The organism is Sediminicola sp. YIK13, from assembly GCF_001430825.1.
Classification (GTDB): Bacteria; Bacteroidota; Bacteroidia; order Flavobacteriales; family Flavobacteriaceae; genus Sediminicola.
Window position 1 is genome coordinate 1,915,694 of the sequence record NZ_CP010535.1, and the last position, 24,129, is coordinate 1,939,822.

Below are 24,129 nucleotides of genomic sequence, written 5' to 3' on the forward strand. Positions count from 1 at the left end.
TCCACCTATGTCCAATATCCTCATTCAAGGAATTAAGTACGATGACAAATCTTCTTACCAAAAAGGTCCTGCCCAGGCACCAGAGCTAATTAGAAAAGCCTTGCACTCTGGCTCCATGAATTATTTTGCCGAAATTGGAACCACTATAGAAAGTGGTCAAATCGTGGATAAGGGTGATTTTGAGATCACCTCCTATTTTGATATTGAAGGGATCACCAAAACCCATTTGAACATTGAGTCCAAAATACTGACCCTTGGTGGTGACCACTCCATAACCTTTCCTATTGTAAAGGCCCTACATGCTAAATATCCAGTTTTGGATATTCTGCATATAGACGCCCATGCAGATCTATATGACAATTATGAAGGTGATCCCTACTCCCACGCCTGTCCATTTGCCCGGATTATGGAAAACGGATTTGCCGTGCGTTTGGTGCAAGTAGGAATCCGTACCTTAAATACCCATCAAGAGGAACAAGCCAAAAAGTTCGGAGTGGAAATACACCCTATGAACAACTTAAACTTGTCGAGCCTCACAAAATTCAAAAATCCACTTTATATCTCCCTGGATATGGATGGATTTGATCCTGCTTTTGCGCCTGGAGTATCCCATCATGAACCTGGCGGACTTACCTCTAGACAGGTTATTGATCTCATACAGAATATCGATGCTGAAGTAGTCGGAGCCGATATCGTAGAATACAATCCCACTCGGGATTTTCAGGATATGACCGCTTTTTTAGCGGCAAAGATGATGAAGGAAATCTTGGCGAAAATGCTTTAAGATTACCTTGAAACCCTAGCAATATCAGTATTAGATCAATGAAGACCATATTATACGTTACCGATTTCTATTATGAGGCCAAAGGCCGAAAATATTATGAGGAAGATTTATATATCACCGCCCTGTTAAAAGAACATTTCAACATCCTTATAGGACACCCCCATCAGGTACTATCTTACTTGGATGTAGCGGATGTACTCGTATTTAGGAACACAGGATCTGTCATTGGCTACCAGGAATATTTTGAACAGTTCGTAGCAGAGGCGAAAGAAAAGGATATTATTACCTTCAATTCCTTTGATGGCAAGGCCGATATAAAAGGCAAACAATATCTATTGGATCTAATGGATTTGAATTACCCCATTATTCCCACCATTGACCACTTGAAAAATCTGGATAAACTTGGCGATCCTGCATCCTATGTGATAAAACTGAAAAATGGGGCCGACTCTATTGGGATGGAATTCCTGACCAAAGAAGAAGTATTAAAACTTGATTTAAAAGGCAGGCTAATTCAACCTTACCTCGATTTTGAATATGAGGTTTCATTCTATCACCTCAACAATAGTTTTCAATATGCCCTTTACGCCCCAAATAAAGAAAAACGATGGGAATTAAAGGAATACTTTGCCACAGATGATGACCTGGCCTTTGCTGATAAATTTGTCCAATGGAACAACATGGAACGGGGCATCGTACGTATAGATGGGTGTAGGCTGAAAGACAATTCCCTGTTGTTGGTAGAAGTGGAAGACCTAAACCCTTTCCTGTCCCTAGATGCCCTCAGTGAACCAAAAAGGATGGATTTCATAAAAAATTTCATTCATGCCCTAGAGCAATTGTAACCCAACCTCAGCAAGCAACTTCTGGTTCCGGATTCTAAAAAAAATAGTACCTTAACATAATACACCTGCTAATCTTAAGGTTCACCTATATGTCTAGAATTGTTAAAAAAAAGAAAGAAGAAATAGGCTTGGCGCCAGATGCCCTATACTTTAGGGGCAAGAAAAAAGCTGAGAAGGTATATCTCCGGTTGATCGACTTTGACTCCGACAACTTGGAAGAAAGTGCAATACAGACCGTCAAGCAGGTTTTGGAGTACCAAGAAAAACCAACGGTAACCTGGTTCAATGTAGACGGACTCCACAACATTACGATCATGGAAGAAATTTCCAAAGGGTTCAATATAGACAAGCTTATCCTCGCAGATGTCATGGACACCGAGGCTAGGCCCAAAGTGCATGAATATGCCAATTGCATCTATCTTTCCATCAAAATGTTGCAACAGGATGAGAAGACCCAAAATATAACAGTAGAAAATTTAAGCCTCATCCTAACGGATAAGGTGCTTATTTCCTTTCAGGAAAAGAAGGGAGATGTTTTTGATCCTGTTAGGGAGCGGATACGAAACAACAAGAAAAGAATTCGGAATTCTGGCGTTGATTATTTGGCCTTTGCCCTCTTGGATATTGTGGTGGACAATTACATCTACATCATAAGTGTTTTAGGAGATAATATTGAGGCCTTGGAGGAAAAGCTATTGCAAGACCCAAACCAGAGTGTTATAGACGAGATCAATGGGTATAAGCGGGAACTGAATTTCCTACGGAAAAATATCAACCCCTCCAGGGAAATGATCTTGGCCCTCTCCAAAATGGAATCCGAATTTATTGAAGAGACCACCTATGTGCATTATAAGGAACTTCTGGCAAATGCCAACCAAGCGGCGGAATCCTCCGATAGCTATCGGGAAATATTATCCGACCAGTTGAACATCTACCATACCATGATCAGCAGCAAATTGAACGATATCATGAAGTTCCTGACCGTTTTTTCGGTCATTTTTATCCCCTTGACCTTCATTGCAGGGATCTATGGTACCAACTTTGATGTGCTGCCAGAATTACATTACCAATACAGCTATTTTATCATGTGGGGGATTATGATCCTAGTGGTCATAGGAATGCTGATCTACTTTAGAAGAAAAAAATGGCTTTAATCCAAATAAAGGCAGGCTAATTAGAAAGGAAACATTCTACTTCTATTCTTAGCTTATATAATTATTCTTTAACAGCTACTACCTCTATTTCAATTTTGGCATTGGCGGCCAGCCCACTGGCGGCAAAGGTGGTCCGAGCGGGTTTTTTGGTAAAGTATTGGGTATAAACCTCATTAAAGGCAGCAAAATCCTCAATAGTACTCAGGATCACCGTACATTTTACCACTCGGTCCAAATTCATTCCATGGTGTTCCAAAACTGCAGCAATATTTTTAATGACCTGCTCCGTTTCGGCCTTGATACCTCCTGTAACCAAAGTCCTTGTGCTATGATCCATTCCTATCTGACCGGTCAAAAAGTACATCTTGCCCACAGCTACGGCATCACTATAAGGGGCAGATTGCCTTTTCTCTTCATGTGATGCATGGAAAACAAGGGTAGATTCCTCTTGGGCATTTAGTGTTGTTACTGAGAACAATGTCAAGGCAATAAGTAGATATAAACTATTTTTCATAATGTAAAGTGCTTAATTGGCTACCATATTGGCGGTAGCACCCTTTTATGTTCATTAAAATTAGCCTATTTTTATCAAAAATATACCATATGAGTACCAAAGACGAATTCTTTGCTCACATTGAAGAAGGATACACCACCAAAGGTGACTTTATCACCATGGGTTCTGCCATTTTGGATGGGGAAACCGTAACCAACGCTTTTGTAAAGATCCCACTAAAAACCTTGAACAGGCATGGCCTTATTGCCGGAGCAACAGGAACTGGAAAAACAAAGACCTTACAGGTTATAGCAGAAAATTTATCGGACAAAGGTATTCCGGTACTCTTAATGGACCTGAAAGGAGATTTGAGTGGACTTGCACAGCCCAGCCCAGGACACCCAAAAATTGATGAGCGCCATGCTAAAATTGGGATCCCTTTCGAAGCCAAAGGTTTTCCTGTGGAAATCCTTTCTCTTTCAGAACAGGGAGGGGTAAAACTGAGGGCAACGGTTTCCGAATTTGGGCCTGTCCTCCTATCCAGGATCTTGGACCTATCAGAAACCCAAGAAGGTATCGTGGCCGTGGTATTTAAATATTGTGACGATAACAAAATGCCCTTGTTAGATTTAAAGGACTTCAAAAAAGTTTTACAATACGCGACAGGGGAAGGCAAAAAAGAATTCCAGGACAGCTATGGAAGGATTTCCACCAGCTCTACTGGGACCATCCTACGGAAGATCATTGAATTGGAGCAACAAGGTGCCGAATTGTTTTTTGGGGAAAAATCCTTTGATGTAGAGGACCTTGTACGCATCAATGAAGATGGCAGGGGTTATATCAATATCCTACGCCTTACGGATATCCAAGACCGACCAAAATTGTTCTCCACTTTTATGTTGAGTCTTTTGGCCGAAATATATTCAACCTTTCCTGAGCAAGGGGACAGTGATAGGCCAGAATTGATTCTGTTTATTGATGAGGCCCATTTAATTTTCAAAGAAGCGTCAAAAGCGCTGATGGACCAGATTGAAAGTATTGTGAAATTGATACGTTCCAAGGGAATTGGTCTCTATTTTGTGACCCAAAACCCAACCGATGTGCCCGATGATGTCTTGGCACAGTTGGGACTTAAAGTACAGCATGCCTTGAGGGCCTTCACTGCCAAAGACAGAAAGGCAATTAAATTGACTGCCGAAAACTATCCCGATTCTGACTTTTATGACACCAAGGAAGTATTGACCTCTTTGGGTATTGGAGAGGCTTTGATTTCTGCCTTGGATGAAAAAGGAAGACCTACGCCCTTGGCCGCAACCATGTTACGGGCACCAATGAGCCGTATGGACGTGCTTACGGATAGTGAGCTCAAATCTATCGTAGACAATTCCAAATTGGTGAAAAAATACAACGATATTGTAGACCGCGAAAGTGCCTATGAAATACTGAACGAGAAAATCGAAAAGGCTGAAATAGCAGCTGAAAAGGCAAAAGAAAAAGAAGAAAAAGAAACTGTTAGCAGAAGATCTACCAGAAGAAGAACAAGCACAAGACAAAACCCTGTAATTAAAGTTCTCACCAGTGCTACATTTATAAGAGGCGTTTTGGGAGTGCTAAAAAAAGTAATGCGTTAAACAACCTATGAAAAACAAGAATATTTTTGCCTTGGCCCTAGTTGCCATGACCTTTATACAATGCCAAAAAGCAGATAAGGAATTTTTAATCACCAAAGATAACGTTGGCAAAATAAGCCGAACCACTAAGGTGTCCGACTTAGAAGCGCTTTATGAAAAAGACTCCATTGTTTTGGATACCAATGTTTCCAAATTGACCTCAACCCCTGAAAAAATTCAGGTCTTCGAAAAAGGCGGGGTGCATTTATTGACCTTGACACCCAACACGGACAGTATTCCTACCATTGAGAATATTAGAATTTACGATCCTCGTTTTGTATCTGATAAAGGGGTAAGTCTTGTAAGCACCTTTAAGGACATCAAGGACAACTATACCATTGATAAGATTGTGACCTCCATGAACAATGTGGTCATCTTTTTAAGTGATAGCGATATGTACATCACCATAGACAAGGAGGAATTACCAGAAAGTCTGCGCTATGCCTATGCCGGTGACATTGAAGCGGTACAGATTCCGGATGTGGCAAAAATAAAATACATTATGGTAGGCTGGGATTAATTCCAACTACCATAAATGCAATCTCTAGGTCTGCAGAGAACCCAACAAAAAATAAGTAGTATCACTTCGAGCAAGGTCAAGAGGTGGATGAACAAAACAGCTAATGAAAAAATACACGGTACAAAAAGCCCCTTTTGTGGTCCCCACTGCCGACGGGAAGCTAATAGAAGAGCATTTTGGAAGGGCCACCGATGGCAATTCCCAAGTGAGTATTGCCCATATGGTTGCCCCTCCGGGATGGAGCGAACCTTTCCAAACACCAGAATTTGATGAATACACCTATGTCATCAAGGGAAAGAAACAATTTATCATCGATGGGGAGCAAGTGATCCTGGAAGCCGGACAGTCCATAAAAATTGAAAAAAATACCCGTATTCAATATTCAAATCCTTTTGATGTTCCTTGTGAATACATCGCTGTTTGTCTCCCGGCATTTTCCATGGAAAGCGTAAATCGGGAGGAATAGCAGTACAAGTGGAAACTATGGAAAAATTGATTTATAAATATTTGGCCCTTGCCTACGGACAGTATTTTAATGCCTTGTCCCTAGTTTCCAAAAGAAAAGCCGCAGAAAAGGCTTTTATGCTTTACTGTACGCCACGAAAAGGCAAGGTTTTGCCCCACCAAAAAGAATATTTGGACGATGCGAAGGACCAAATAATTAAAGCGGCCAATACCAATATTCAGACATACAAATGGTCAGGCACAAACGAAACTGTGCTTTTGCTCCACGGCTGGGAAAGCAATGTCTTCCGATGGAAAATACTGATTGAAAAATTACAGGAGGAAAATTATAACATCATTGCCCTTGATGCCCCCGGGCATGGAAATTCCGCTGGCAATATTTTGAATGTACCACTCTATACCGAGTGTGCCAATGAGGTTATTCACAACTATCAACCTTCCCACATCATCGGGCATTCCATGGGCGGGATGACCACTATATACAACCAGTACAAGTACCCCAATCCCGGGATAAAAAAATTGGTATCCTTAGGCTCCCCTTCGGAACTGTCGGAAATGATGGACCACTACCAAAATTTATTGAGCTTTAACGACACCGTTCTTTCGGGACTGGAAACGTACATAAAAGAGCAATACGAAATAGAAGTACAACACTTTTCTGCGGCCAGATTTTCGGAAAGTATTGCCCAGAAAGGGTTTATCGTTCACGATGAACTTGACCAGATAGCGCCCTTTTCCGCGGCTGAAAAAATCCATGGCCAATGGAAAAACAGTTCTCTTTTAAAAACTTCAGGTCTGGGGCATTCACTTCATCAGGAAGAAGTGAACCAAAAAATTATTGACTTCCTCAAGTCATAAAAATCATTTATTTTTATCAAAAATAGTCGCTATGTCCAAAGTAAACCCATTTCACATTGCCATCCCCGTTCATAACCTAGACGAATGCCGAACCTTCTACAGGGATATCCTAAATTGTGAGGAAGGCCGTAGTAGTGACCATTGGGTAGATTTTAGCCTTTTTGGCCATCAGCTGGTGATACATTACAAACCCAAATCTAAAGAGGAATCATTGCATACCAATCCCGTAGACGGCAAGGACGTTCCTGTCCCTCATTATGGGGTGGTATTGGACTGGGACCAATTTGAGAATTTTGCTGAGGATTTAAAATCCAAAAAAGTTAAGTTTGTCATTGAGCCTTACATCAGGTTCGCAGGCCAAGTGGGCGAACAGGCGACCATGTTCTTCTATGATCCGGCAGGCAATGCTTTGGAGTTTAAATCTTTTAAAGATATGGGGCAGTTATTTGCAAAATAACCTGAATAGTTCATAGACCTCTTCCAAACCTCTTTTGTATTAGACTGACACGTATTTTTCAAAGCACACACTGTTTTCAATTCCGGCATACTGTCCATAATTGGGAATGATTTGATATCCATTCTTGGTGTAGAGGGCTATTGCCTCTGGTTGTCTTTTTCCTGTTTCCAATACACATTTTTGGTAGCCCAATTCCCGTGCCCAATTTTCCAATGCGGACAAGACCTTAGTAGCGATTCCTTCACCCCTTTTTTTCGGAGTCACGTACATGCGTTTTATTTCCATGACTTCTGGCTCAAATTCCTTAATGGCCCCACAGGCCACGGGAAGATCCTTTTCGTAGGCGACCAGCGCATATTTTATAAGATGTAGCTTATTGAATTGATCATAAAACGAATGATCTTCCCCGTCCCTTTCGGCCAAGTCCCCATCCAGTAGGGCCACAAGCTTTTTAAAGTCGGACTGCGAGGCATCGGTTTTAACTATGCGAACCATAGGATTTTTATGATATCATTATTTATAACGCCAGCTGGTCAGATCAGCACCTTTAGGAGCGCTCTCAGCAATACGTTTCATGATTTTGGGCACATACATGGTATTGTACCGCAGTCGACTAATGTAATTGGGCTGGTCCGGGTCCCCATTCCAACAATGCTCCGCCCTATCTCCATAAGCTACTTCCCCCTCATAATAAGGATCTGTGGTACTTTCTAAAAAGTCCTCCATCAGATACACGGCATTGTTCAAATAGTAATTGTCCATATCACCACAATAGATATGTATTTTTCCCTTCAATTTATCTCCCAATTTGTCCCAATCGCGTTCCATAATATATCGAAGGTCATAGTTTTCCTGCCAGTATTTAGCCACATCTGCATTAATATCCCCACTCATTTTATCCCATAAGCGAACTGGGTATCCATCTGCCCCTTGTGGAGAATACGTTGCCTCCCAAATATCCCATTGCTGTCCAGACCTTGACTTATCCCCTAACACCAGCTCCAAGTGATTCCCTTCCCGCAAGGTAGATTGTATTTGGCCTAGGTTATCGCGATGGGCAGGTACCTCTAATTTTTTAAAGTTGCTGTCATAGTAATAGGCATTTTTATCCTCATAGATATTGGTTAGGCAATAGGCCCTAAAATCAATAGGGTCCGGACACGCCGCAAAACAACCGTTGTATTCATCAGGATACTTCACTTGTACAGCCAAGGCCTCCCAACCTCCCGTAGAACCGCCATAGAGAAAACGGGACCAGCCTTCGCCCATGCCCCTAAAATTCTTTTCAATATACGGGATAAGCTCATGGGTAATAGCATCCCCGTAAGGGCCTTGGCTGGCTGAGTTGACCGCATAGGAGTCGTCATAATACGGTGTGGGGTGCTGAATTTGGATGATAATGAACCTAGGGAAATCTGGTTCGTTCCAACGCTTATAGAAGTCATATGCTTCCTGTTCCTGAATTATATTATACCCTTCAACATTGAAACGTGAGGAATATTCCGGCTTCATATTGGGATCTGGGGGCGTAGTACTAAATCCACCAAAATCACTCGGAAAGTGCCCGTGGAATATCATCAACGGATACTTGGCTTCTGGGTGCTCTTCAAATCCTTTGGGCAACAATACATGGGCTCCCAAGTACATGTCTCTCCCCCAAAATTTGGAGAGTTTCTCGGATTTTAATTTGATGTGCTTTATCCATTCCGTGTCCTCTGGCTCTTCTATTGGAGGAATGATCTGGTCCATTTGAATATTTATATCCGGAATCCCATTTTCGGTGATGGTAACCTTTAAGGGCTTGCTATAAATATTGCCCGGAGATGTTTTCCATTGCTGGCCTTCCCCATTGTCCATTGGCAATTTTACGGTCTGCCCCGTGGACAAATTGAAAGTTTCATACTTGTGTAAAAGTGCTTGTACATAATAATCCCCTGGTGGAATATCTGTCATACTCGCAATCGGAAAACCAAAGTCCTCCCCATTGAAGACTACTTTATCATTGGGTGCCATTCCATCTACATTTTTTCCATAGATCAGTTGGGCCTTGAGACCATCATTAATTTGAAATCGCGGTTCTGTTTGGTCATTATCCGCCAGCATCAACAATAACCTACCGTCCATTTTTTCCGATCCAACGGCATCAGAGAAGGATACATTTATGGCAATGGGATTGGAGGTTTCCTTGTTTGATTGACAGGATGCGATGCCAATAATGGCAATAAGGAGAAAAATTCTTTTCATGGTTTGGAATGGATATATTTAGAGAAAAGATACTCTTTTCCCGAGAATAATCAAACCCCATAAGCCAACCTCCTTGCCAAAAAAATGTAATTGATGAACATATCCAGTGCGAGGATAGTAATCCAGTTGATCATAAGAAAAATTGATTTTAAACGTTATTAAAGAGGACTAGGTTTTGATACCTACTAAATTTCTGGTCTATGAAAAAAGCATTAGCCGTATTCTTGGTGTTTGGCAGCATCATTGCCATAAGCAGTTGTGATTATGACGACAGTAATGATATAGATGTGTTAAACCCCTATGACAGTATTCAAGGGACGAACTATAAAACAAAAATGCCCCAATAAATTGAGGCATTCATAGTTGTTATATTATTTTCTTCCTCTGTGACGTTCCCTTGCCAATAAGGTGTTCTTAAGGAGCATGGCTATGGTCATAGGTCCTACCCCACCCGGAACGGGGGTAATGAAGGATGCCTTTTTGCTAACGTTCTCAAAATCCACATCCCCAGTAATATAATACCCTTTTTCCTTGGTATCATCTGCTACTCTGGTAATTCCCACGTCGATGACCACAACATCGTCCTTCACCATTTCTGCCTTTAAAAAATTGGGCACACCAAGGGCTGATATAATAATATCTGCCTGGGAGGTTATCTGTGTAATATTTTTAGTGTGGCTATGGGTCAATGTGACCGTGGAATTTCCTGGCCATCCTTTACGGCCCATAAGGATACTCATAGGGCGACCAACAATATGGCTTCTTCCTATTACAACGGTATGCTTTCCTTTGGTATCCACATTATAGCGCTCCAATAATTCCAAAATTCCAAAAGGAGTAGCCGGAATAAACGTGCTCATATCCAGTGCCATTTTACCGAAATTCATAGGGTGGAATCCGTCCACATCCTTATCTGGGTCCACGGCCAACAAGACTTTTTGTGTATCTATCTGTGGAGGTAAGGGAAGCTGAACGATAAAACCGTCGATATCGTCATTTTCGTTAAGTTCCTCTATCTTTTTCAGTAATTCAAGTTCAGAAGTGGTACTTGGCATTTTTACCAAGGTAGATTCGAATCCTACCTTTTCACAGGAACGTACCTTACTGCCCACATAGGTTAGACTGGCACCGTCGTTACCAACGATTATTGCTGCCAGATGCGGAACCTTTTCTCCACGTTCCTTCATTTTGGAAACCTCAACGGCAATTTCCTCCTTAATCTGATTGGAAACTTTCTTTCCGTCCAATAGCTCCATAGTATTTTTTTTAGGTATTAGTTTTTAAATCAGGGTTCAATTACTTCATCCCCTTCATGGCACCCATCATTTGCATCATCTTTTTACCGCCACCGCCTTGCATCATCTTCATCATCTTGCTCATTTGGTTGAACTGTTTCAATAATTGGTTCACCTCCTGTACCGTTCTCCCACTCCCTTTGGCTACACGTACTTTTCTGCTAGCGTTCAATACGGCAGGATTGGCACGTTCATCGGGGGTCATAGAATGTATGATGGCCTCAATATGTTTGAAGGCATCATCATCTATATCCAACCCTTTAAGGGCCTTGCCGGCTCCAGGGATCATCCCCATCAGGTCCTTTAGGCTACCCATCTTTTTTATTTGCTGAATCTGACTCAAGAAGTCATCAAAACCAAAGGTGTTCTTGGCAATTTTCTTTTGGATCTTTCGTGCTTCCTCTTCATCGAATTGCTCTTGTGCTCGCTCTACCAATGAAACAACATCTCCCATCCCTAGGATACGATCTGCCATTCGGGAAGGATGGAATACATCAATGGCATCCATTTTTTCTCCTGTTCCAATAAATTTAATAGGCTTATCTACCACCGATTTTATAGAAATAGCGGCACCACCACGGGTATCACCATCCAATTTGGTAAGGATTACCCCATCAAAATTAAGGATGTCATTAAAGGCCTTGGCAGTATTCACTGCGTCCTGACCGGTCATGGCATCTACAACAAAAAGGGTTTCTTGAGGTTCAATGGCCTTATGGATGTTGGAGATTTCCTTCATCATGGCCTCATCCACTGCCAAACGACCAGCGGTATCTATGATGACCACATTGTGTCCGTTGGCCTTCGCGTGGGCGATACCAGCCTTGGCAATCGCCACGGGATCATTATTACCTTTATCCGAGTATACCTCAATTTCCAATTGGTCCCCAACAACGTGTAACTGGTCTATCGCCGCAGGACGGTAAACATCACAGGCAACCAACAAAGGATTTTTTGATTTTTTGGTCTTTAAGAAATTGGCGAGTTTTCCAGAAAATGTAGTCTTACCAGAACCTTGTAGACCCGACATTAAAATAATGGAAGGGTTCCCAGAAAGGTCTATGCCCTCTGTTTCACCACCCATGAGCTCTATCAACTCATCCTTTACCAATTTCACCATCAACTGCCCTGGCTGAAGGGAAGTCAGTACATTTTGGCCCAACGCCTTTTCCTTGACCGTATTGGTAAATTCTTTTGCAATCTTAAAATTGACATCTGCGTCCAACAAAGCCCTTCTAACCTCTTTAAGGGTTTCAGCAACATTTATTTCCGTTATCTGTCCATGCCCTTTGAGGACGTGTAATGCCTTATCTAACTTTTCGCTTAAATTATCAAACATAGTCTTGCAGTATTAAGAATTGCAAATTTAAGAATAACAATGGGAAGTGGGAAGTTTGTCCCAAAAAATATAAATGCAAAAAGGGCAACTTCATTACGAAGTCACCCTTTTTAAAATATTTGGGGCAAAAAAGTGGTTCTTATTTCTCGAAGACCAAGGTTTCTATGGTACCGTCACCACTTACACTTTTCAATTCCAGTCTCGTACTTGAGGCGGCAACAATATCCCAATCATCAGAAAAGGTTATAAAATTATTTCCTTCACCATAGTTCAGGTAGCACTTTAATTTTCCTTCACTATCCCGGATGATTCTCCACAATCCATTATCAACGATAGGATCTGCATTAACAGAAATACGGGCTACATTATTGGAAGAGAAGAAGAAATCAAATTCTGCATACTGTGCAGATGTATTATCTCCCTCACCTATGGTGTAGCTGGCAATTTTCCAAGCACCTCCCATTAAATAGTTTCTGATTTCCATCACATCGCCATCTTCATTGTTATCGTTACAGTGACGCTCCAAAATCAGTTCATACGCTGTATCCTCTATCTCAAACTTCAATCTTTTGTTAGCCAAATCCCTCAACAACCATTCAAAGCTTACTCCTGGCTCGTCGCCCATTGTAATTGCCATAACCAATTGTCCCTGGGCGTTGGTAGTGATTGCCCAAGTTCCGTTTGAAGTATTTACACCATTGCTCAATGTTACTTCTGCATTGGCTCCAAAGCTGAACTTGTAACCCAACAAACGATCTATCTCCTCTCCATTGTTCTTTACTTTTTTGATCACCCAGCTACATTCCTTTAAAATCTCCCTTAAGGTATCAGGTGTATTGTTTACAATATCACAGGCTTTTTTCATGATGATCTTGTTACCATCTCCCGAGTAAAGTTTAATTCTCCCCTCTTCAATCTCATAGACAAACCATTCTAGGGTAAAATCTACCAAGACATCAAACTCCAATTTCAAAAGGACACGGTTTTCACCAACTCTAGTAGACCACGTTCCCTCTAGGGCCACACCTAATCTGTTTCTTACGATTACGCTGCCGTTTTCCTTAAAGTTCATTACATATTCGAAATATTGATCAGTCTGGTCAATACCATTCCTTTTTACTTCGTGCACCAAGAAAGGACAAGAGACCAAGAATTCGTCTAAACGCTCTTTATTAAAGTCGTCATCATTGTAATCATTGTCATCATCCTCATCACAAGCATCCTTTGCATTCTCAATGGCATTCGCCAATTCCATATTACTATTTACTGTTATTTCAGTACCATCGTAAAGCGCTAGGCTAATAGGAAAATCAAAACTTACCAAGTCATTATCATCCAAGCCTTTAAAGAATCTTCTCAATTCCAAATCACTGTTCACTACCACACTACCTGTTTGTTGTAGGTTCGCACTGAAGGTGAAAAGCTTTACTGGATATACAAAATCTATACATTCTATGTCATCGTCGTCACCGCCTTCTATACAGTCGGCCGCCAAATTACGCAGGTCTTCTTTGTTATTGATCACCCGTTCTGTAAAATCTGGTAGTGTAATGGTTATAGGGAATAAAATTTCCAAGAAATCCTCATCCCCATCAATGGAATCAAAAATTTCTTCGATCAATCTCAGATCGGCTATGGAATCTATGGTCAATTGAATTCCCGCCACCTCAACTGTATAGGGAAATTGGATAGCAATACAACTTGAGCCATCAACAATATTATCATAGGAACCATCATTTGAGGATGTACGCTCCACTAACTTTGCTGTAGCTGAACTGGCTGCAATAGCCTCTTGATCATTTCCTTGTGGCAATTCTTCAAACTCATCTTGACATGAGGTGAAATTCATAGCAAATACCAGTAGGCTGGTATACATTAGATAACTAAAAAACTTTTTCATAATGTTTGGATTTAATTTGGTGTTATAACTATAGAACAACCCACATATAAAAAACCCTACCCCATTTTTAATTTTTTTTAAAATATATTTGAAAAAAATTAACACGCTTGGATACGGACAACAAAAACAACGTTTGCAAAGAAGAGGTCTATAGCGCCCTCTTTAACACCAATTCTAAAACGGTTTTTAACTATATATATTATAAGTTCGGGAATGAGGAAAAAGCATATGATGCCGTTCAAGAGGCTTTCATAAAACTTTGGGAGAATTGTGCCAAGGTAGCACCCGAGAAAGCCAAATCTTATGTTTATACCGTTGCAAACAATCTTTACCTTAATGTAATCAAGGCCGAAAAGGTCCGTTTAAAATATGCCGATAAGAGTTTGGAGGTTTCCCATGAGTCACCGGAATTTTTGTTGGAGGAAAAACAATATCAGGAAAAATTAGACCGTGCTTTGAACAGTTTACCAGACAACCAACGCACCACGTTTTTATTGAATAGGATAGATGGAAAGAAGTATGCCGAAATAGCAGAAATGGAAAATGTTAGTGTGAAGGCCATAGAAAAGAGAATGCATTTGGCATTAAAATCATTGCGCGAACAAATTGAAGGCATTTAAGGAGGTATTGATGATTATGGTTAAGGTAGGGATAGCTTTAAGGTGTATTGAATTTTCAATTCAGCGATACTTTATCCTTTTAGAGATAAAATATTTCAATTAAAAAGTAGGGTTTTTATTTTTTTGGTTGTTACAATTATGAAAAGACAGTAAGATGCAAGAAAATTACTTAGCAAAATGGCTCAATAACGAACTCACTGAGGAGGAGTTGGTAGAATTTAAAAAATCTGCCGAGTATGCTTCCTATCAGAGGTTAAAGGAAGTTTCCAATAAATTGGAGGCTCCAAAATTTGATGCCGATCAGGTATGGGCCTCCCTTAAGAACAAGAGGGAATCTTCCAAATCCAAGGTTGTCCAATTGCGCCCCTTCACGAAATTGATGAGGGTTGCGGCTGCCATTGCCGTTATTGCTGTTGCTTCTTTCTTTTATTTCAATTCCTTGGACGAAACCATATCTACACAATATGCAGAGCGGGCAGAAGTAATTTTACCCGATGCCTCTGAAATTGTATTGAATGTAGATTCCGAAGTTTCCTACAGCAAAAAGAAATGGGACAAAAAACGAAATGTATCCCTGAAAGGAGAGGCCTTCTTTAAGGTGGCCAAAGGAAAACGATTTACCGTTACCACCCTAGAAGGTACTGTGGCAGTTTTGGGAACCCAATTTAACGTAGAAAATAGAAAAGGTCTTTTTGAAGTGACCTGTTTTGAAGGACTCGTAAGTGTAACCTTCCAGAACAAGGAATTCAAAGTTCCTGCCGGATCTTCATTTTTGGCTATCAATGGAGAGGTAAAACCTACCATTGCACCAACAACCACTTTGCCTTATTGGATGAACAATGAAAGTAATTTTAAAAGTATTCCGCTTTTATATGTGCTGGATGAGTTTGAAAGACAATACAATGTAACTGTTGAAGTAAAGGATATTGATACCACCCAATTATTTACTGGTACTTTTAGTAATACAGATATAGATTTAGCGTTAGAAAGTATAAGTGTTCCTGTCAATATCCAGTTCAAAAAACTGGACGGGAATAAAGTCGTGTTCTATGCTGAAGAAACACCATAAAATTCTACATACCACTTTTATACTCCTGCTGTTTTTTACCTTGGCGACCAAGGCACAAAACAGCAAGGTTGTTTCTATACCCCTTATAGATTATATCCAAACGTTGGAAGCGTCTTTTAATGTCAAGTTCTCTTATGTAGACGAGGATATCCAAGATTTATCGATATCCCCAATACAGAGCAACGACCTAGCGGAAATATTAACAGGCATTCAAAATCTTACTCAACTACAAGTCAAGAAACTGAGCGACCGTTACTATACCCTATACAAAAGTACCACTGTGGATATTTGTGCCCAAGTGCTCGATAATTTTGAAGCCAACACTATCCCCGGAGCTACCATTGAAGTATTGGGAAGTAGTATTGCCATAGTTACCAATTTTGAAGGTTCCTTTAGATTGGAGAATATTCCTAGACAAGCCACCTTGAGAATACGGTTTTTGGGGTATAAAACAAGATACATTAGGGCCGAGGAATTGGTAAACCCTTCCCCCTGCCAACAAATATTATTGATACCCAATTATGAAGAATTGGATGAGGTAGTCCTATTTAAGCTTCTGACCACAGGGTTAAGCCAACAAAGGGATGGCAGTATATTATTGACCATAGACGATTTTGGGATTCTCCCTGGACTGATAGAGCCCGATGTACTGCAAACCGTCCAAGCCCTACCGGGAATTAAAAGCATTGATGAAACGGTCTCCGACATCAACGTAAGAGGCGGCACAAATGATCAAAACTTGATCTTATGGGATGGTATAAAAATGTACCAGTCAGGCCACTTTTTTGGATTGATCTCGGCCTTTAACCCTTATCTCACCGATAAGGTGACCATCATCAAAAACGGCACCAGTGCCCAATATGGGGGTGGTGTCAGTAGTATCATCAACATGGAATCCCAGAACAACATCAACGATTCATTTTTTGGGGGAGCAGGGTTTAACTTAATCAGTGGTGATGTTTATGCTCATGTGCCTATAAGTAGAAAGTTGGCATTTCAAGTTTCTGCCAGACGTTCGGTAACCGACTTTTTAAATACCCCGACTTATAGCCGATTTTTTGACAAAGCTTTTCAGGATACCGAAATTAAGGAAAACAATTCCCAATCAACGGATGCGGATATCATTAGGGAAGAGGACTTTTATTTTTATGATATTTCAGGTAAGATACTCTATGATCTCAATGAAAACCAAAAAGTTAGGCTGAGCTTTATCAATATTAAAAACGATCTTTTATATACGGAAACGGCAAAGGATAGCACTCAATCTTCACGAAGTGGCCTTGATCAAAACAATATTTCTTTTGGAGGTCATCTGGAAAGCACATGGACTTCTAATTTTTCCACGGATCTAAATATGTATTATACCAGATATAATTTAGATGCCAGGAATAGTACCGATAACGGCAATCAGCAACTGTTTCAAAACAATCAGGTATTGGAAACGGCTGTAAAGCTGAACACCAGATATGAGTTTTCCAAAACAATTAGCATGCTCAATGGGTATGCTTTCACTGAAGTTGGCATCATCAATTTCACCAATGTGACCCAACCTGCTTTTAAAAGCAATATCAAGGGCGTTCTCAGGCAACATTCGGTATTCTCTGAACTCAGTTATAAATCTCTAAATAATAAATTTAATAGTAGGATTGGGGGTCGATTAAATTATCTGGAGAACCTCGATACTTTTAAAGAGTGGATCCTGGAGCCACGATTAAGCCTTACCTATAATTTTACCAAACATTTCAATGGAGAGATTTTGGGGGAGTTTAAAAATCAGGCCACTAATCAGATAATTGATCTGGAACAAAATTTCTTAGGAATTGAAAAAAACCGATGGATTTTATCCGATAATGATGAACTGCCAATTACCAAAAGCAAACAAGCGTCCATTGGGTTCAACTACGATGATAAAAGCTGGTATTTGGGGCTTCAAGGTTTTTACAAGGAAGTCAATGGCATCAGCACCTCTACCCAAGGTTTCCAAAACCAAAATCAATTCAAAGGAGAGATTGGAAAATATGATGTAAAGGGGATCGAATTTTTGATCAATAAAAAAACAAACACTTTTAGCTCCTGGTTGAGCTATGCCTACAACCTCAACAATTATACCTTTGAAGACATTACCCCAAATACCTTCCCCAACAATTTGGACATTAGGCACACTGTTACTTTTGCAGGTACGTATACCTATGAGGGACTAAAATTAGGGATTGGCCTAAATTATAGGACTGGAAAACCTTATACGGAACCTCAGGAAGGCGACAATGCCATTGACCGGACAACCTTTCCCAATACCATCAATTACCAAGAGAACAACAGTAGTAGGCTGCCAGACTACCTTAGAGCGGACGCTTCCGCCATTTATGCTTTTGAGATGGGGAATAAGGTAAAGGCATCGGTGGGCGCATCCCTACTGAACCTTTTGAACAAAAGAAATGTTTTGAACACCTATTACAGATTAAACGACGATAACCAGATACAAACTATAGAGAGTGTTTCCTTGGGGATAACACCCAATGTTAGCTTTCGACTCAGTTTTTAATTCTAGCCAATTATACTATCCTGTTCCATGAATTCCTTCTGAAGAACAGTTTTGGGCTTCGCTTTTTGCTTTATCAATCTTAGAACATGGCGAAATACAAGACCCATGGCCATGCAAAACAAATGCCCAAGAATTTACTCAATCACATAACGGACCTTAATGTCAGGAATGTATTTACTGAATATTGTCCGGATAAAGAAAATCTGAACGAAAGAGAGTATCAGTATTATTTATACAATCGGATCATGACCAAAACGTGTGGAAAGGTTATGGCGGCAAGAAAGGAAAAAAAGATAGGCTCAAACGTATCGCTATCCTTTCCAATAAAAAGATATAATAAGGCAAGACCAGTTACGGAAATGGCCCAATACACGAAGGAGGTTTTCAAGTAAAGAATGATACTTTTTTTGGTGACATCGCCATATAGAAATCTAATTTGGTCCACCAATGAAGGTAATGAGTGCCATAATATAAAATATATGGCGAAGGACCAGAGAAGAGATGCTGTTTTAAATACTATTAAAAATAACACTAAATAAAAGATCTCCTTAACCCAACTACTGATGAGCTTGTGATTTTTGGTAAGCAAGATATATAGAGCTATGAATAAGCCCCCGCTTAAAAATAGCAAATAGGTATAAAATCTTATTGGCACTGCGTAACCTGTAATATTCTCAATCACACTGTTGACAACAGTTACTTGTGATACGAACAATAAAGAAAGAACAAAGAGACCATAACTGCTATAAAACAATATAGTTGTACGAGATTGACTTTTCAATTTGGAATTCCAATGCTGCTCTCCAAAATGATATCCACTAAACAGAACAAATGTGAAAAGAGCTAAACTTGGTAGGTAATAAAATAAAGAAGCACAGAACAATATAAATAGGATGTAATACGAGGCGACCTTTAAAAAATTATACTTCTTTTTTGCTTTTGAATTGGAGGTTTGTATCAATTTTAAATCATTTGCACCGTGCAGGATTCCAAAAGTCAGGATTAAAAAATAGGCTACCATATCCTCTGTAGTATCCCCAAAATTTATGGCGAACCAAAGGAATAAAAAGGTAGTAACGATAATAAAACTGTCCAAATTCTTAAAAACAACGCCCTTATTTTTCATTTTTCACAAAAATATAACAATAGGTAAAACTTTTTTGTTTAAATTTACCTCAAATTAATTAAACAAAAACTTATAATACTATTAATTATGGAAAACTTTTTAGCTTCAATTCCTTTGGTAGCAAAACTCGCTCCAGACGATTACGTTGGTTTTACCTTTTTTGTTGGCTGTATGGCCATGATGGCAGCTTCTGCTTTTTTCTTTCTATCCATGAGCAGCTTCGACAAAAAATGGAGAACTTCAATCCTAGTTTCAGGATTAATTACTTTTATCGCAGCGGTCCACTATTGGTACATGCGTGACTACTGGGCTGCCTTTGAGGAGTCCCCAACTTTCTTTCGTTATGTAGATTGGGTACTAACAGTACCTTTAATGTGCGTAGAATTCTTTTTAATCTTGAAAGTAGCGGGAGCTAAAAAGTCCCTCATGTGGCGTTTAATCTTCCTTTCCGTAGTAATGTTAGTTACGGGTTACATTGGAGAAGCCGTATTAAGAGACCAAGCTTGGCTTTGGGGTCTAATATCGGGTATCGCTTATTTCGTAATTGTTTATGATATTTGGTTAGGTGAAGCAAAAAAATTGGCAGAAGCCGCAGGTGGCGCAGTTTTAAAAGCGCACAAAACGTTATGTTGGTTTGTATTGGTAGGATGGGCAATCTATCCTATTGGATATATGGCAGGTACCCCAGGATGGTACGAAGGCTTTTTTGGAGGTCTAGATCTAGATGTTATCTATAACATTGGTGACGCCATTAACAAAATTGGTTTTGGTCTAGTGGTTTATGGTTTGGCAGTATCCAAATCATCCGAGGCTTAGTTATTTGAATAGACTTACAATGAAAAAGACCGCAAATTGCGGTCTTTTTTATTTCTATATCATTTCTAACTCTACATTCTTTCAGGCACTTCTATCCCCAATAACCTAAAGGAAGATTGAATAACATCCCCCACTTTCTTGGCCAATTGAACACGAAGTATTTTCTTTTTTTCATCCTCTTCACCCAAAATTGAAACATTCTGATAAAAGGAATTAAATCCCTTTACAAGATCATATGTGTAATTCGCAATTAGGGCCGGACTAAAATTAGTGGCTGCCAATTGTATCGTATCCGGATATATTTGCAATTGTTTCAACAGCTCTTTCTCCTTCTCATGAAGCTCTATCTCTGAAGATTCTATGGTATCGGAAATAGATACCTTGGTATCTACTGCCTTCCTAAGAATAGATTGAATCCGCGCATAGGTATATTGAATAAAAGGGCCAGTATTCCCCTGAAAATCTACAGATTCCTCTGGGTTGAAGAGAATACGCTTTTTGGGGTCTACCTTTAAAATATAATATTTCAAGGCACCTAGTCCAATGATTTTATAGAGTTCCCTTTTTTCAGCTTCAGAATAATCTTCTAATTTTCCCAATTCCTCCGAGATCTCTGCAGCGGTTCTGGTCATATCTTCCATAAGGTCGTCCGCATCTACCACAGTGCCCTCCCTACTCTTCATTTTTCCACTCGGCAGGTCAACCATTCCATAACTAAGGTGGTACAGGTTTTCGGCCCAATCAAATCCCAATTTCTTCAAAATAAGAAAGAGGACCTTAAAGTGGTAATCCTGCTCATTCCCCACGGTATAGACCATCCCTTTAACATCTGGGTTATCCTTTACCCTTTGAATAGCTGTTCCTATATCTTGGGTCATATAAACCGCAGTGCCGTCTGAACGTAATACTATTTTTTCATCCAACCCTTCATCGGTAAGATCTATCCAAACACTACTGTCCTCTTTTCTGTAAAAAACTCCTTTTTTGAGTCCGTCTTCAACCACATCCTTGCCCAATAAATAGGTGTCACTTTCATAATAATATTGGTCAAAATCAACTCCTAGATTACTGTAGGTTACTTCAAAACCTTTATAGACCCATTGGTTCATGGTTCGCCAAAGTGCAACAACTTCCTCATCCCCAGACTCCCATTTTCGGAGCATTTCTTGTGCATCTAAAAGTATTGGTGCTTCCTTTTCTGCCACCTTCTTATCTACACCCTCAGCAACCATGGCTGCAATCTCTTCCTTATAGGCCTTATCAAAGGCAACATAATAGTTCCCTACAAATTTATCCCCTTTTAATTGGGTACTCTCCGGAGTTTCACCATGACCAAAACGTAGCCATGCCAACATGCTCTTACAAATATGTATACCCCTATCGTTTATAATTTGGGTTTTGTATACCTTTTTCCCAGATGCCTTAATGATTTCAGCAACGGAATAGCCCAATAGGTTGTTTCTAATATGTCCAAGATGTAACGGCTTGTTGGTATTTGGCGATGAATATTCCACCATTACCGCATCCGCTTCTTTTTGCTCAACATAACCAAAATGCTGATCGTCCTTAATTTCATTGAAGAAATTGAGATAATAGCTATAACTAATCGTAATATTCAAAAACCCCTTTACTACATTAAAATCATTTACTTCTGCAACCTGATCCTTCAGAAACTGACCGATCTGCTCCCCAATTTGAACTGGATTCCCCTTCACCATGCGTAACATGGGGAAAATAACAACTGTAATATCCCCCTCAAAGTCTTTTCTTGTAGGTTGAAATTCCACCTCAGGCAGGTCCACTTTATAAATAGTGTTAACTGCTTCTTTTACCTTTAGGGTTAAGACTTCTTGAATGTTCATTAGATCTTGGCTTTTAAAGCTGCAAAACTACGCATTTTTATTCTTTCACACTGATTATATCAACAACCCAGCCCTTATAAGTGAAGATTTTCTTAACTTTAGAAGTAACTATGAAAAGTAACTTAAAATAAAAAATTGCTAAAATCAACATGCTTGTAAACGTATCCTACAACAACAAAGAAATCACAAGAAAAGTAGATAAAGAAGTCGGCAAACCTTTTACCTTAAAAGAGCGTTTCGCTTTAAAGGGCATTGGATCCCCAAAATTGTTTATTACCGAATCCAGCACTGGGATCAGAGACCTTTTGCTGTTGGACAACAATTTGGACAGTTGCAATATTGAGATGAGGCCCAAAGGAATAATTGTCAGGTTCCGTTCATTATTGGAAACCTTTGCACTGGTAATCCCCTATTATAAACTTACCATTTACAAGGGTGATTTTGCGGTGTATTCCATCTTCAGGGACCACCACTTTATCAAGGTGAGATCGGATACCAAGGCCATTCAAAAATACTTCCGAAAAATTTTAGATTATAAAGCAGATAATGCTCCCACCTCTATTGAAGATCTTTAGGCCACTACAGCGCCCCCAGTTTATGAGAAAAAATACAAAGAAGGGCTACACCAATAATTAGATACTATGAAGATATTACTTACGGGTGCCAATGGATATATAGGCATGAGGTTGTTACCACAACTTTTAGACCAAGGGCATGAAGTGGTCTGTGCCGTACGCGATCAAAGGCGGTTGTCCATAGATGTAGAAACGCTATCCAAGATCAGTATTGTAGAGGTCGACTTTTTGGACGAATTTAAACCAAATTTGATGCCAGCCGATATAGATGCGGCATACTATCTTATTCATTCCATGAGCTCATCAACTACCGATTTTGATGAGAAAGAGGCCGTCTCCGCAAAAACCTTTAATCGATATATGAAGGAAACCAAGGTGGGGCAGGTCATATATCTCAGCGGCATCGTAAATGACAAAGATTTGTCCAAACATCTGCGCTCCCGAAAAAATGTGGAAGATATTTTGTTCCAAGGAGGTTACAACCTCACGGTTCTCAGAGCAGGTATCATAGTTGGATCTGGAAGTTCTTCTTTTGAGATCATACGGGACCTCTGTGAAAAGCTTCCAATAATGATAACCCCAAAATGGGTATTGACCAAAACTCAGCCGATCGCCATTAGGGATGTTATCCAATTCTTGACAGGGGTATTGGGAAATAAAAAAACCTATAATGACTCATTTGATATTGGGGGTCCCGAAGTACTTACCTATAAATCTATGCTAGAGCAATATGCTAAGGTCAGGGGGATAAAAATTGCTATTTATACCGTCCCGGTAATGACCCCAAAACTCTCTTCTTATTGGTTGTATTTTGTCACCTCAACTTCCTACAAGTTGGCCGTGAATCTGGTAGATAGTATGAAGATGGAAGTTGTGGCTAAAGACGATCGCCTTCAACAGATTCTAGGGATAACACCCCATACATATTTAGAGGCCATAGAAATGGCTTTTGTCAAAATAGAACAAAATTTGGTCGTCAGCAGTTGGAAAGATAGCATGGTAAGTGGGCGAATGAACAAAAATTTGCAAAAATTCATTCAGGTCCCAAAATTTGGGGTCCTCAAAGACCATCAACAGTTAAAAGTTGACAATCCAGAAAAAGTATTGGAAAACATCTGGAAAATTGGAGGTAAAAATGGTTGGTATTATGCCAATTGGTTGTGGAAGATCAGGGGCTTACTAGATAAATTTACCGGTGGTGTAGGCTTAAGGAGGGGGCGTACACATCCCGATAAAATATATGCTGGGGATTCCTTAGACTTTTGGCGTGTATTATTGGCCGATAAAAAAGATAAGAGGTTATTGTTATTTGCGGAAATGAAACTACCAGGAGAGGCTTGGCTGGAATTTAGAATAGACGAGCATAATGTATTGCACCAGACAGCTACGTTTAGGCCAAGAGGATTAAAGGGGCGTTTGTACTGGTATAGTATTGTACCGTTTCATTTTTTTATATTTGGAGGTATGATCCGAAATATTGCTAAAACCTAAATTC

General features: G+C 39.9%; 23 protein-coding genes. 15 read left to right on the top strand and 8 right to left on the bottom strand.

Going from position 1 to position 24,129, the window contains the following annotated elements:
* Positions 1 to 7: 7 nt before the first annotated feature.
* From speB to corA, 3 genes are all read left to right on the top strand, one after another.
* On the top strand, positions 8 to 784 hold the full coding sequence (gene speB / locus SB49_RS08525) for an agmatinase (RefSeq protein WP_062055664.1): 777 nt from the start codon (positions 8 to 10) through the stop codon (positions 782 to 784).
* Positions 785 to 822: 38 nt separating this feature from the next.
* On the top strand, positions 823 to 1,629 hold the full coding sequence (locus tag SB49_RS08530) for a hypothetical protein (protein WP_062055666.1): 807 nt from the start codon (positions 823 to 825) through the stop codon (positions 1,627 to 1,629).
* Positions 1,630 to 1,718: 89 nt separating this feature from the next.
* Entirely contained in the window at positions 1,719 to 2,783 is a 1,065-nt protein-coding gene (corA, locus tag SB49_RS08535) for a magnesium/cobalt transporter CorA (protein WP_062055668.1), read from the top strand.
* A gap of 61 nt (positions 2,784 to 2,844) precedes the next feature.
* Here the strand turns inward: corA and SB49_RS08540 are convergent, their stop codons facing one another.
* Complete coding sequence (locus SB49_RS08540) at positions 2,845 to 3,297, bottom strand: Rid family detoxifying hydrolase (protein ID WP_062055670.1); 453 nt, start codon at positions 3,295 to 3,297, stop codon at positions 2,845 to 2,847.
* Between the two features lie 89 nt (positions 3,298 to 3,386).
* Between SB49_RS08540 and SB49_RS08545 the strand changes: the two genes are divergently transcribed.
* From SB49_RS08545 to SB49_RS08565, 5 genes are all read left to right on the top strand, one after another.
* The gene (locus tag SB49_RS08545; protein WP_062055672.1) at positions 3,387 to 4,907 is read left to right on the top strand and encodes a helicase HerA-like domain-containing protein; all 1,521 of its coding nucleotides are present in this window, start codon (positions 3,387 to 3,389) and stop codon (positions 4,905 to 4,907) included.
* Between the two features lie 7 nt (positions 4,908 to 4,914).
* Positions 4,915 to 5,466: a hypothetical protein gene (locus tag SB49_RS08550; protein ID WP_062055674.1), complete on the top strand. Its 552-nt coding sequence runs from the start codon at positions 4,915 to 4,917 to the stop codon at positions 5,464 to 5,466.
* Positions 5,467 to 5,569: 103 nt separating this feature from the next.
* Positions 5,570 to 5,932 carry a cupin domain-containing protein gene (locus SB49_RS08555; protein WP_062055676.1) on the top strand — a complete coding sequence of 121 codons (363 nt, stop codon included), beginning with the start codon at positions 5,570 to 5,572 and terminating at the stop codon, positions 5,930 to 5,932.
* 17 nt (positions 5,933 to 5,949) lie between these two features.
* Positions 5,950 to 6,789 (top strand): alpha/beta fold hydrolase, encoded by an 840-nt coding sequence (locus SB49_RS08560; protein WP_062055677.1) that lies wholly within the window; start codon positions 5,950 to 5,952, stop codon positions 6,787 to 6,789.
* A gap of 31 nt (positions 6,790 to 6,820) precedes the next feature.
* Positions 6,821 to 7,246 carry a VOC family protein gene (locus SB49_RS08565; RefSeq protein ID WP_062055679.1) on the top strand — a complete coding sequence of 142 codons (426 nt, stop codon included), beginning with the start codon at positions 6,821 to 6,823 and terminating at the stop codon, positions 7,244 to 7,246.
* 39 nt (positions 7,247 to 7,285) lie between these two features.
* On the opposite strand, the gene SB49_RS08570 is transcribed toward SB49_RS08565, so the two are convergent.
* Together SB49_RS08570 and SB49_RS08575 are read right to left on the bottom strand one after the other, a co-directional pair.
* A complete protein-coding gene (locus tag SB49_RS08570; protein ID WP_062055681.1) occupies positions 7,286 to 7,741 on the bottom strand; it encodes a GNAT family N-acetyltransferase in 456 nt (151 codons plus the stop codon).
* An 18-nt stretch (positions 7,742 to 7,759) separates the two neighbouring features.
* Positions 7,760 to 9,490: an alpha/beta hydrolase-fold protein gene (locus SB49_RS08575; protein ID WP_062055683.1), complete on the bottom strand. Its 1,731-nt coding sequence runs from the start codon at positions 9,488 to 9,490 to the stop codon at positions 7,760 to 7,762.
* Between the two features lie 200 nt (positions 9,491 to 9,690).
* Between SB49_RS08575 and SB49_RS16035 the strand changes: the two genes are divergently transcribed.
* The gene (locus tag SB49_RS16035; protein WP_156036451.1) at positions 9,691 to 9,837 is read left to right on the top strand and encodes a hypothetical protein; all 147 of its coding nucleotides are present in this window, start codon (positions 9,691 to 9,693) and stop codon (positions 9,835 to 9,837) included.
* Between the two features lie 24 nt (positions 9,838 to 9,861).
* On the opposite strand, the gene SB49_RS08580 is transcribed toward SB49_RS16035, so the two are convergent.
* From SB49_RS08580 to SB49_RS08590, 3 genes are all read right to left on the bottom strand, one after another.
* A complete protein-coding gene (locus tag SB49_RS08580; RefSeq protein WP_062055685.1) occupies positions 9,862 to 10,746 on the bottom strand; it encodes a bifunctional 5,10-methylenetetrahydrofolate dehydrogenase/5,10-methenyltetrahydrofolate cyclohydrolase in 885 nt (294 codons plus the stop codon).
* Positions 10,747 to 10,786: 40 nt separating this feature from the next.
* The gene (ffh, locus tag SB49_RS08585) at positions 10,787 to 12,124 is read right to left on the bottom strand and encodes a signal recognition particle protein (protein WP_062055688.1); all 1,338 of its coding nucleotides are present in this window, start codon (positions 12,122 to 12,124) and stop codon (positions 10,787 to 10,789) included.
* 139 nt (positions 12,125 to 12,263) lie between these two features.
* Positions 12,264 to 14,024, bottom strand: a complete 1,761-nt coding sequence (locus SB49_RS08590) for a hypothetical protein (RefSeq protein ID WP_062059043.1) — start codon at positions 14,022 to 14,024, stop codon at positions 12,264 to 12,266.
* Between the two features lie 107 nt (positions 14,025 to 14,131).
* Here SB49_RS08590 and SB49_RS08595 point away from each other — a divergent pair, with 107 nt between their 5' ends.
* The 3 genes from SB49_RS08595 (at position 14,132) to SB49_RS08605 (ending at position 18,255) form a co-directional block, all read left to right on the top strand.
* Positions 14,132 to 14,644 (top strand): RNA polymerase sigma factor, encoded by a 513-nt coding sequence (locus SB49_RS08595; protein ID WP_062055690.1) that lies wholly within the window; start codon positions 14,132 to 14,134, stop codon positions 14,642 to 14,644.
* A 154-nt stretch (positions 14,645 to 14,798) separates the two neighbouring features.
* Positions 14,799 to 15,713, top strand: a complete 915-nt coding sequence (locus SB49_RS08600; RefSeq protein WP_062055692.1) for a FecR family protein — start codon at positions 14,799 to 14,801, stop codon at positions 15,711 to 15,713.
* Positions 15,694 to 18,255, top strand: coding sequence for a TonB-dependent receptor (locus tag SB49_RS08605; RefSeq protein ID WP_062055694.1), 2,562 nt, complete (start codon positions 15,694 to 15,696; stop codon positions 18,253 to 18,255). Before SB49_RS08600 ends, SB49_RS08605 begins: the two co-directional genes overlap by 20 nt.
* Before the next feature lie 226 nt (positions 18,256 to 18,481).
* On the opposite strand, the gene SB49_RS08610 is transcribed toward SB49_RS08605, so the two are convergent.
* Positions 18,482 to 19,381, bottom strand: a complete 900-nt coding sequence (locus SB49_RS08610; protein ID WP_062055696.1) for a Brp/Blh family beta-carotene 15,15'-dioxygenase — start codon at positions 19,379 to 19,381, stop codon at positions 18,482 to 18,484.
* A gap of 87 nt (positions 19,382 to 19,468) precedes the next feature.
* On the opposite strand from SB49_RS08610, the gene SB49_RS08615 reads away from it, so the two are divergent.
* The gene (locus tag SB49_RS08615; protein ID WP_062055699.1) at positions 19,469 to 20,197 is read left to right on the top strand and encodes a bacteriorhodopsin-like; all 729 of its coding nucleotides are present in this window, start codon (positions 19,469 to 19,471) and stop codon (positions 20,195 to 20,197) included.
* Positions 20,198 to 20,268: 71 nt separating this feature from the next.
* Here the strand turns inward: SB49_RS08615 and argS are convergent, their stop codons facing one another.
* Positions 20,269 to 22,059 carry an arginine--tRNA ligase gene (gene argS / locus SB49_RS08620; protein ID WP_062055701.1) on the bottom strand — a complete coding sequence of 597 codons (1,791 nt, stop codon included), beginning with the start codon at positions 22,057 to 22,059 and terminating at the stop codon, positions 20,269 to 20,271.
* A 149-nt stretch (positions 22,060 to 22,208) separates the two neighbouring features.
* On the opposite strand from argS, the gene SB49_RS08625 reads away from it, so the two are divergent.
* Together SB49_RS08625 and SB49_RS08630 are read left to right on the top strand one after the other, a co-directional pair.
* Entirely contained in the window at positions 22,209 to 22,634 is a 426-nt protein-coding gene (locus SB49_RS08625) for a hypothetical protein (protein WP_062055703.1), read from the top strand.
* 66 nt (positions 22,635 to 22,700) lie between these two features.
* On the top strand, positions 22,701 to 24,125 hold the full coding sequence (locus SB49_RS08630; protein ID WP_062055705.1) for an SDR family oxidoreductase: 1,425 nt from the start codon (positions 22,701 to 22,703) through the stop codon (positions 24,123 to 24,125).
* Positions 24,126 to 24,129 lie beyond the last annotated feature (4 nt).

Coding starts and splice junctions, on each gene's coding strand:
- speB (WP_062055664.1), top strand. CDS start 8: ATGTCCAATATCCTCATTCAAGGAATTAAGTACGATGACAAATCTTCT.
- SB49_RS08530 (WP_062055666.1), top strand. CDS start 823: ATGAAGACCATATTATACGTTACCGATTTCTATTATGAGGCCAAAGGC.
- corA (WP_062055668.1), top strand. CDS start 1,719: ATGTCTAGAATTGTTAAAAAAAAGAAAGAAGAAATAGGCTTGGCGCCA.
- SB49_RS08540 (WP_062055670.1), bottom strand. CDS start 3,297: ATGAAAAATAGTTTATATCTACTTATTGCCTTGACATTGTTCTCAGTA.
- SB49_RS08545 (WP_062055672.1), top strand. CDS start 3,387: ATGAGTACCAAAGACGAATTCTTTGCTCACATTGAAGAAGGATACACC.
- SB49_RS08550 (WP_062055674.1), top strand. CDS start 4,915: ATGAAAAACAAGAATATTTTTGCCTTGGCCCTAGTTGCCATGACCTTT.
- SB49_RS08555 (WP_062055676.1), top strand. CDS start 5,570: ATGAAAAAATACACGGTACAAAAAGCCCCTTTTGTGGTCCCCACTGCC.
- SB49_RS08560 (WP_062055677.1), top strand. CDS start 5,950: ATGGAAAAATTGATTTATAAATATTTGGCCCTTGCCTACGGACAGTAT.
- SB49_RS08565 (WP_062055679.1), top strand. CDS start 6,821: ATGTCCAAAGTAAACCCATTTCACATTGCCATCCCCGTTCATAACCTA.
- SB49_RS08570 (WP_062055681.1), bottom strand. CDS start 7,741: ATGGTTCGCATAGTTAAAACCGATGCCTCGCAGTCCGACTTTAAAAAG.
- SB49_RS08575 (WP_062055683.1), bottom strand. CDS start 9,490: ATGAAAAGAATTTTTCTCCTTATTGCCATTATTGGCATCGCATCCTGT.
- SB49_RS16035 (WP_156036451.1), top strand. CDS start 9,691: ATGAAAAAAGCATTAGCCGTATTCTTGGTGTTTGGCAGCATCATTGCC.
- SB49_RS08580 (WP_062055685.1), bottom strand. CDS start 10,746: ATGGAGCTATTGGACGGAAAGAAAGTTTCCAATCAGATTAAGGAGGAA.
- ffh (WP_062055688.1), bottom strand. CDS start 12,124: ATGTTTGATAATTTAAGCGAAAAGTTAGATAAGGCATTACACGTCCTC.
- SB49_RS08590 (WP_062059043.1), bottom strand. CDS start 14,024: ATGAAAAAGTTTTTTAGTTATCTAATGTATACCAGCCTACTGGTATTT.
- SB49_RS08600 (WP_062055692.1), top strand. CDS start 14,799: ATGCAAGAAAATTACTTAGCAAAATGGCTCAATAACGAACTCACTGAG.
- SB49_RS08605 (WP_062055694.1), top strand. CDS start 15,694: ATGCTGAAGAAACACCATAAAATTCTACATACCACTTTTATACTCCTG.
- SB49_RS08610 (WP_062055696.1), bottom strand. CDS start 19,381: ATGAAAAATAAGGGCGTTGTTTTTAAGAATTTGGACAGTTTTATTATC.
- SB49_RS08615 (WP_062055699.1), top strand. CDS start 19,469: ATGGAAAACTTTTTAGCTTCAATTCCTTTGGTAGCAAAACTCGCTCCA.
- argS (WP_062055701.1), bottom strand. CDS start 22,059: ATGAACATTCAAGAAGTCTTAACCCTAAAGGTAAAAGAAGCAGTTAAC.
- SB49_RS08625 (WP_062055703.1), top strand. CDS start 22,209: ATGCTTGTAAACGTATCCTACAACAACAAAGAAATCACAAGAAAAGTA.
- SB49_RS08630 (WP_062055705.1), top strand. CDS start 22,701: ATGAAGATATTACTTACGGGTGCCAATGGATATATAGGCATGAGGTTG.